General features: G+C 41.8%; 6 protein-coding genes. 1 reads left to right on the top strand and 5 read right to left on the bottom strand.

Going from position 1 to position 8,687, the window contains the following annotated elements; translation table 11 throughout:
* Positions 1–81: 81 nt before the first annotated feature.
* The 3 genes from Q0081_RS06025 to Q0081_RS06015 all read right to left on the bottom strand — a co-directional run bounded on the left by Q0081_RS06025 (position 82) and on the right by Q0081_RS06015 (position 5,166).
* A complete protein-coding gene (locus Q0081_RS06025; RefSeq protein ID WP_298350329.1) occupies positions 82–1,335 on the bottom strand; it encodes a restriction endonuclease subunit S in 1,254 nt (417 codons plus the stop codon).
* On the bottom strand, positions 1,332–3,911 hold the full coding sequence (locus Q0081_RS06020) for a type I restriction-modification system subunit M (protein WP_298350327.1): 2,580 nt from the start codon (positions 3,909–3,911) through the stop codon (positions 1,332–1,334). The genes Q0081_RS06025 and Q0081_RS06020 overlap by 4 nt, the downstream gene beginning before the upstream one ends.
* A gap of 358 nt (positions 3,912–4,269) precedes the next feature.
* A complete protein-coding gene (locus tag Q0081_RS06015) occupies positions 4,270–5,166 on the bottom strand; it encodes a LysR family transcriptional regulator (RefSeq protein ID WP_298350325.1) in 897 nt (298 codons plus the stop codon).
* Positions 5,167–5,310: 144 nt separating this feature from the next.
* On the opposite strand from Q0081_RS06015, the gene Q0081_RS06010 reads away from it, so the two are divergent.
* Positions 5,311–6,309 carry a GNAT family N-acetyltransferase gene (locus tag Q0081_RS06010; protein ID WP_298350323.1) on the top strand — a complete coding sequence of 333 codons (999 nt, stop codon included), beginning with the start codon at positions 5,311–5,313 and terminating at the stop codon, positions 6,307–6,309.
* A gap of 3 nt (positions 6,310–6,312) precedes the next feature.
* Here Q0081_RS06010 and Q0081_RS06005 read toward each other — a convergent pair whose 3' ends face one another.
* A complete protein-coding gene (locus Q0081_RS06005) occupies positions 6,313–7,506 on the bottom strand; it encodes a multiheme c-type cytochrome (RefSeq protein ID WP_298350321.1) in 1,194 nt (397 codons plus the stop codon).
* A gap of 55 nt (positions 7,507–7,561) precedes the next feature.
* A complete protein-coding gene (locus Q0081_RS06000) occupies positions 7,562–8,665 on the bottom strand; it encodes a VWA domain-containing protein (RefSeq protein WP_298350331.1) in 1,104 nt (367 codons plus the stop codon).
* Between the last annotated feature and the right edge of the window lie 22 nt (positions 8,666–8,687).

Genomic DNA, 8,687 nt, shown 5'->3' with positions numbered 1-8,687 from the left:
GGGTATAAAAAAAAGAAAATGAAATATTTTAACCTTAATATCAAACCTTATAGGTTTTTGAAACCTATAAGGTTTAGTCCCTCACACAAACATCTTCTCCAACAAAGCCTTTTTAAGGTGTTGCAGCTTCTCTAATTCTCCACGATGTAATGTGAGGAGATTATCAAGATTTTTGAAATAATTGCCTATTTTGGCTTGTTCTGTGTCTTGTGGTATAAAAATATTAAGTTTTTTCAATGAGTCTATACCGATATTTCGTTGAGAGCCAGTGTTAATTTCTAATTCGATTTGACGCTGTGTTTCTTTTGATTGCAAGTAATAAAATAAGTATTTACTATTAAAGGTGCTGTTGTTCTTTAATATTGCACACGAGTATGACACTAAAAATTTCATTTGTGTTTCTACATACCTTACTGCTCCAACGGACGCATATCGTGCGAATAAAATATCACCCATTTCGGGTTTGATTTTTTTTGCTAATTGTTCATAATCTTCTGTTGATATTAACTTAGAATCCTTGAAATCAATATCATTAATTCCCGTAAAGCTTCCTGTCATAATGTATGGGATTCCATCTGTGACAGATTCTGGCATTCTATGGTCTATATCACCAATCACACAAATCTCTCCCAAAGTTTTCTCCTCCCAAGCCCCAGAAAAGCCCTTAAAACGAATTTCGGGAACATCCGCACCGTTTTTTGGAAACATTTTTTCGAGCATCGCTTTTTTTAAAATTCCCAATTTCTCATATTTCCGCTGATGTAGCGAAATGAGATTATCGAGGTTTTTGAAAAAATTACCTATTTGGGTTTGTTCGTTTTTTGATGGAAAATAATTTAAGCAGTTTAATATCCTTTGGGGTGAAGAATGTTTTACAGTAGTACCAGAAGCTGTTTGGACAATTTGTCTATGAATTTGTTCAGAACTTAATAACTGAAACAAAAAAGACTTATCACCTTTAAAATCAGTCATTTTTCCAAGTCGCTGATTATGAAGGTAAATATTACCATCATTTGGAACAACTGCGGGTAAACCAAGAGTTTGACCCGTTGGAGTCAAATCCGTCATTGTAACAAATATATCTTCTGGTTTCAGAATAAATTTTTTTGGAAAATTACCAGACATATCATAAAAACGTCCTTTACCTTCTTGAAATCCTCCTCCAATATTTACATTGCCAGGAGTGAGCAATATTGCATCAGTCGGCTCATCTTTAAAGAATTCACTTTTGAACGCAAAACCATTCTCTAAATTTGCTACATCCCCTAATTTTTTCTCTACCCATTCCTCACTAAATCCTTTAAAACGAATTTCTGGTTTATTATTTTTCATCATTTTAAAAGTGTTTGAAATTCGTTAAGCCCTTGTACATCAAACTCATTGCCACTTAGTTCGTCCATCAATGCACTTAGGGTACTTTCGGTTTCCTGTATTTCGGCCACTACATTGGCGTAGGTAGTGGCATATTTATCGGCCAATGCCTGCACTTGGGTCGTGAGTTGGTTGGTCATCACGTCGGGTAGTTTGTAGAGTTCCGTCAGCAAAGGGCTTATCCATTTGTGTTCGAGCAGTTCATACACTTGTTCGTCGGTCAGTTGCTCAATGGTTTCTTTGGTTTTCAGGTGTAAGGCAACTTTAGCCAAGAAAAAGTCTTTTTTAAGCGTTTTTTCTTCGGCAAAGAGGTCGTTTACCGTACAAATTTTCGTTTCGTAAGCATCTTCGGCAAAATCTTTCCCACTTTTCTTTTTATCGGCCAAAAACTGCTTGGCTTCTTTGGCCACCGCCGCCGCCACAAAAGCATCTTTGGCTTCGTTTACGGTGTCGGCTTCTTTTTCTTCTTCCGTCAGCGAGTCGAGCAAAGTTTCCAGTTCGGCCGTAATTTCAGCCAAACGGTCTTCCATGTCTTTCAGCTCGTCGAGTTCGGTTTTCAAGTAAGTTTTTTGCACCAATTCAAAAGGCATAATTCGCCCCAGCCAACCTTCTTGCACTTCTTGTTCTTTGCCATCTTTCTTTTTCAGCACCATGTTGGGGTCCACTTGTCGGGTAGCGGCAAAGCCCTCGGTCTGGATAATCTCCAAATCAACGGCAATGTGCGTCCAGTCGTCGTTGAGTAGCTGATAAGCCTCGTATTTATCAATGAGCGGCACAGCAGCCATGCGTCCAAAAATGGCATGGCTCAAAACAGCTTCCTCTTTCGAGGTATTCACGGCCATCATGTTGGTCAGCAATTCGGCTTTCAGAAACGCATCAAAATCAGCAAACGAAGTATTGAAGTTTTCGATAAATGCCTTTATGTCAGGGTGTTGCATAATGGCGTTTTTGATTTCGGTCGTTTTTAGTTCGGCATGGTGGCTCGATGTTTGGGTAAATAAAGCCTCTCGCAACGTAGGGAATGCTTGCCAAAACTTGCTGAGTTCGTCAATCTCATTGGTCGGGATTCCGCCAAACATCGTGGCGTAAATATCCCAAGACTCCGCAGTTGAAGACGAATCAACGTAGCGAGGAATATTGAGGTTATAATCGTTCTCTCGAATTTCGTCACGGCTGACGAGTTTTGCATATTTCGGAAGCGTTTCTCGGTTGATGACCGCATCAACGCACCTTTTTATATCCGAAGCCCGCAGTTTGTTATTTTTTCCGACCTTGATAAATCCTTTTGAAGCATCCACAATCAACACATCAGTATTGGGGCGTTTTTGTTTCAGCACAATAATCGTCGTCGGAATACCCGTCCCAAAGAAAATATTGGCGGGTAGCCCAATGATGGCATCAATATGATTGTTTTCGATGAGTTTTTCTCGAATTTTGCCTTCTTCGCCACCACGAAACAGCACACCGTGCGGCAGCACAATCATCATGATACCGTCGGGCTTGATGTGGTATAAATCATGCAACAAGAAAGCGTAATCGGCTTTGGTTTTGGGAGCAAGCCCAAAGCGAGCATAACGAGCGTCGGCTTCTTTATGGCTCGAATCCCATTGCTGCGAGTAGGGCGGATTAGAAACTACGGCATCGACATACAAGGCATTGTAGGTCTTGATAGGGTCTTTTTCGTCGAAATACGGCCAATCATCCTCCAAAGTATCGCCATTGCGAGTAAAAATATTATCAGGATTAATGCCCCGCATGACCAAATTCATGCGAGTGAGGTCGTAGGTGTTTTTCTTTAATTCCTGAGCGTAATACTTGATTTTGTTTTTGCCCTCAATGTGTTTCGATACACTCTTACCAATATTGATGAGCAACGACCCCGAGCCGCTGGTTGAGTCATAGATTTCGATTTCTTTGCGGTCTTTCAGATGGTAGGCAATAATCTCTGACATCAAGTACGAAACCTCAAAAGGTGTATAAAATTCACCCGCTTTTTTGCCCGCATTGGCCGCAAACATACTTATCAAGTATTCGTAGATAAAGCCAAGCACGTCATAATCTTGTTTGGCATCCATCGGAATATCTTTAATGAGATGAATCAGCTCACTCACCGCCTTGGTCTGCGAGCCTGCACTATCGCCGAGTTTGCTCAAGCCCGTCTGTAAAGTATCAAAAATACCATCAAAGAGTTTTTTGTGGGCCGAACTAATCAAACGCCCAAAAGCCGAAAGAGCATCACGGACATTTGAGACATCGAAGTCTTTGCCCATCGAAATCCAAGTAGAAAACAAGTCTTTATAGGCAATAAAATAGCCAATGTTCTCTTGAATGTAGGCCACGGTTTCGGCATCATCCTCCGAAAGTGCTTTGATGTTTTCTTCCGAAAACTCTTCTTTTTTTAGAAACTGTACTTGTTTATCAGATAAGTATTTGTAGAATATAAAACCGAGAATGTAATCTTTGTATTCGTTTGCCTCAATCTTCGACCGCATTTGGTTGGCAGATTCCCAGATTTTTGCTGCCAGTTGTTGTTTGTTCATACTTTACGTTTCTTTTTTAATCCTTTGTTAAGTAGTAGAGCAAAAGTTTTAGGGTACTTGCTTTGATATAATTCGTTGATTTTAAACGGATAACGGTTAACAAATAACGATTAACCGCACGGGCGGCCCCGTTGTGCTTTAGCACTTAAATGAATAGGCTACATTACAATTTTGCAAGACAGGTCTTTTTACACTGGCATCCAACAAGTCAGTTAGTGCCATAAATGTACTATTTTTAAAAGTTTATGGCGGTTATATTCCATCTATCCGAATATCGCTCTATCAGAATAAGAACGCATTTTTTCGTCTCACAAAGCTAAAAAACAATCCTATATATCCTTTTTATTCGGCTCATCCTTTACAACTCGCCCAAAGCCAATTTCTTCACTGCTTCCTGCGCTATTTCACGAATGTGCGGCAATACCGCATTGGCATCGTCGGAGCGCCAAATCAGGTAAAGTTGCGTGCGGGTAGGTAATTTGAGAAAACGTACGCCCAAACTCGAAGCCCCGTGTCGGTACGAAATGGGCAATACCGAAAGTCCCAATTTTTTCTCGACCAATCGCAAAATCGTTGCCCCGTAATTGGAATGATACACTACTTTGGGTTCAAACCCTTTTTCTTCAAAAATACCGTGTAAAATTTTACCGTAATTAACGTCACCGTCAATTTTAGGTAAAATAAATTCAGCCTCTTTGCACTGGCTAATGTCCTGAAAATTAGTCTCATTGAGCCAATGGTCTGTGGGAACGACCAACGCAAAATGCTCTTCAAACAGCAAGTCCGTCGAGAATTGTTGACTTACGCTTATTTCCCGCGTAAAACCAACGTCTATTTCGTAGTTTTTCAGCGCCTCCACCAATTCCATTTCCGCGATTTCAGTCAATTGAACATTTACATCGGGGAAACGCTCGTACATCATCGCAAGCGTTTCGGGCAAAATGGAATAAAGCGCCGAACCGGGATGCCCCATCCGTATTTTCCCCACCACACCGCTGTGAATCCGTTTTGTTTGTTCAGTAATGTAAGTCAATTGATGCCGTAGACGGCTGATTTCGTCGCGAAAATAACTGCCGGCGGGCGTGAGTTTTACGTTGCGTTTATCGCGTTCAAAAAGTAAAACTCCCAACTCTTCTTCCAACTGTTGAATCTGTCGACTCAAAGCGGGCTGAACTATGAACAATTTTTCGGCGGCTCGCGAGAAATGCAATTCTTCTGCCACCCCCAAAAAGTACGTAAGTTGACGTAAATCCATCCTGATCTTATCAATTTGTAGCTAACTTATACAAATTGAGCATAAGTCAAGTTAAAAATAGCATTTTTAATTATAAAACACCTTTTGTTATTTTGCGGGTAGCAGAGCGTAAAGGAGTTAAGTTTACCCAACTATTCGTTGAAAATGATTCAGATTTCGCAGTACCAACCCACTTACCAGCAGCCCATCATTGACTTGATTTTGGACATTCAGCAAAACGAATTTAACGTACCCATCACGCTCGAAGACCAGCCCGATTTGCTCATTATTCCTGATTTTTATTGCCAAAATGCGGGAGATTTTTGGATAGCTACCACCTCAGAAAACCAGCTCATCGGTACAATTGCGTTGATAGACATTGGCAATGGCATGGGGGCGCTGCGCAAAATGTTTGTTCACCGCGATTTTCGGGGTAAAGAGTTGGGCGTAGCTTCGCTGCTACTCAATACGCTTTTGGCACATTGCCGCATCCATTATATGAATGCCATTTATTTGGGCACGAACCCGCGTCTGCAAGCCGCGATGCGTTTTTACGAAAAAAATGGGTTTGTACAATTACCCAAAGAAACACTCCCGCCACAGTTTCCATTGATGACCGTAGACAGTATCTTTTACGAATACAAAACATCCGTTTTTGACATCACTCCCGCTACCTTATCAGACGCCCCTACCCTACGCGATTTGATGGAACGAACTTTTGTGGACACCTACGAACAGTTCAATACCCCTGAAAATATGCAGCAATACGTGGCCTCGCACTTTGGATTGACCCAAGTAGAGCAGGAACTACGGGACGAAAAGGTGCAATATCTCGTAATGAAACAAAATGAGCGACTGATTGGCTTTGCCAAACTGGTAAAAGACCACTCCGCCGAAGGCTTAGAAGGACACAAAGTGGTAGAACTTGAACGAATTTACGTAACCCGCACCCACCACGGGCAAAAACTCGGCGCAAAACTCATGCAAGCCTGCTTGGATTGGAGCAAAAATGCGGGTTTTGAAACCATTTGGCTGGGTGTATGGGAACACAATCCCAAAGCCCTTGCCTTTTACGAAAAAATGGGTTTCCAACGTTTTGGAGAACATGTATTTGTCTTGGGAACCGAGGTTCAGAATGACTTTTTGATGAAAAAGGAGTTATAAATCTCACTTCACTTCAATCGGATACTTTTCGTCAAACACCGTAATACCAAGAGGATAAGAATCCGTTAATTTATTATAATCCGCTGATTTTTTGTCTAATCGGTTTTTGGTGACTTTTACCGCCAACGTCAATTTTTGTTTTTCCGTAGTTTTGTACGCGAAAGCAAACGTACGCTCCTCTCCAGGATTCATATTATTGTCCTCTAGTTTTTTTGCCGCAGGATACCACTCCCACTTCTCCCCTATTCGATCCGTTTTTTTCGCTACTGCTTTTCCATTTTCGTCCACTAATTCAAACGAAATACCGAAAAATCGTTCTGGATCTCCCGTAGGTACGCGATGCCCCGCAAATTCATTTTTCAATTTGAGGTGATAACTAATCGTTTGATTTACCGCGTATGATTTCTCCAATTTGGAAGGAAAGAAAGAAAGCCCGTTCAGCATTTTGGTTTTTGCTCCTTTTACTTTTGGAATCCCGGAGCCTGCGAAATAGTGCAAGTGACTCGGGCGCTCGCCAAAACCCGCTACAATTTCCCGTTGTGTGGGTTCCATGTGGCAACTGATGCAGTTCTTTTTCCCATAAAATGGCCCTGCTTTCCATTCATCGCCCGTTTCAAACGAGCAGACCAACGCCGAGGTAACCACCGCCTTGGCATTGTGACACGAAAGGCATAATTTTTCAGAAAGGAAGGCGGGATCTTTTTTGGTCTTGTGAGGTGCTTTACTCGTTCCGGTAGAGCCGATTACGACATTATCCCGTACGTGGCAGCTTGCACAATTGATTCCTTCCTGTTGGAGATTTTTGTCAAAATCAGGGTTTTTATGTTTAACAGGCTGATAAATATCGCCGTCTATCAAACCCGTAACGATATATTCCTGCTGATTTTGTAGCGGAACATGACAATTGATGCACAAATACGGACTGGATTCTTTTTTCAATTCGGCCTGAAATTGCATATCCGTCCACGCGTGAGAATGAGTGGAATATTGCCATTCTTCGTAGTGTTTTACGTGACAGGCGCCGCACTGTTGGGAACTCAACGACGCTAAACCCTGAGGAACTTGTTGTTGAGGTACCGCTTTCTCCCAGCTTTTGGTAAGAGGATGAATTTCTTTTTCGGTTGCTTTTAAGAAGACTTGATACGCTACAATAGCTACAAAAACAATCAGTGATAGGTAAACAATCTTTTTTTGCATTTTTTATCAAAACAAAGACTTGGAAAGTTTAAAAACTTTCCAAGTCTAATAGTACTTATTTCAGATTTTTCCGACGATTTCGTTGAAAATCTTCCAGCACAAAACCGCCTAATCCCTGCAAATTACTATAATACGCCCGTCCGTTGTTGACCCGCGTAAATTCCTGCACAAACTCCTTCAAATACGGGTCGGTTGCAATCATGAAGGTGGTAATCGGCACGTCCAATCGGCGGCATTGAGCAGCTAATGTGAGCGTTTTACTGACAATTTTACGGTCGAGGCCAAAGCTGTTTTTGTAATACCGGATGCCTTCTTTTAAACACGTTGGCTTTCCGTCGGTAATCATAAAAATCTGCTTGTTTTTGGTTTTGCGACGGCGAAGCAAATCCATCGCCAATTCCAACCCAGCTACGGTATTGGTATGATACGGGCCTACTTCCAAATAAGGCAAATCTTTGATTTGAATCTGCCAGGCGTCATTGCCAAAAACAATGATGTCGAGCATATCTTTGGGGTATTTGGTTTTGATGAGTTCGGCCATTGCCAACGCCACTTTTTTAGCAGGCGTAATGCGGTCTTCTCCGTAAAGAATCATGGAGTGACTGATGTCAATCATCAATACCGTCGCAGTCGTGGTTTTTTGTTCTTTTTCTACCACTTCCAAATCATTTTCCAGCAAATAGAAATCGTCAGTACCGTGGTTGATCTGAGCATTTTTGATGGACTCCGTCATGGCAATTTGTTCCAATGAGTCGCCAAATTGAAAATCGCGCACGTCACTGCTGAGTTCATCACCCGTTCCTGTGTAAGGAGTGTGGTGATTTCCTCCTGCTTTGGAGCGTTTGAGTTTCCCAAAAATCTCGTCCAAAGCACTGCGACGAATACTGCGCTCGCTTTTAGGGGTCATGATTACCTTTCCTTCTTCGTTTTCTTCGGTAATGTAGCCTTTCGCTTTGAGATCTTCGAAGAAATCACCAATGCCGTATTTGTCGTTGGTGAGGCTGTATTGGCGATCCAACTGACTCATCCACGCCATAGCCTGCGCTACATCGCCAGAAGTCATCAGGAGGAGTTGTTGAAAAATATTCAACAGTTCTTCAAACTTATTTTTACCTGTTTGTTCACTGGGTTTGAAATCTGAAAAGCGGTGACCGAGCATGGTTGTTGTTGAGTTAAGACGG

The sequence above is a fragment of the Runella sp. genome (assembly GCF_027484545.1).
Taxonomy (GTDB): domain Bacteria; phylum Bacteroidota; class Bacteroidia; order Cytophagales; family Spirosomataceae; genus Runella.
This window is presented reverse-complemented; position numbering and strand designations above follow the sequence as displayed.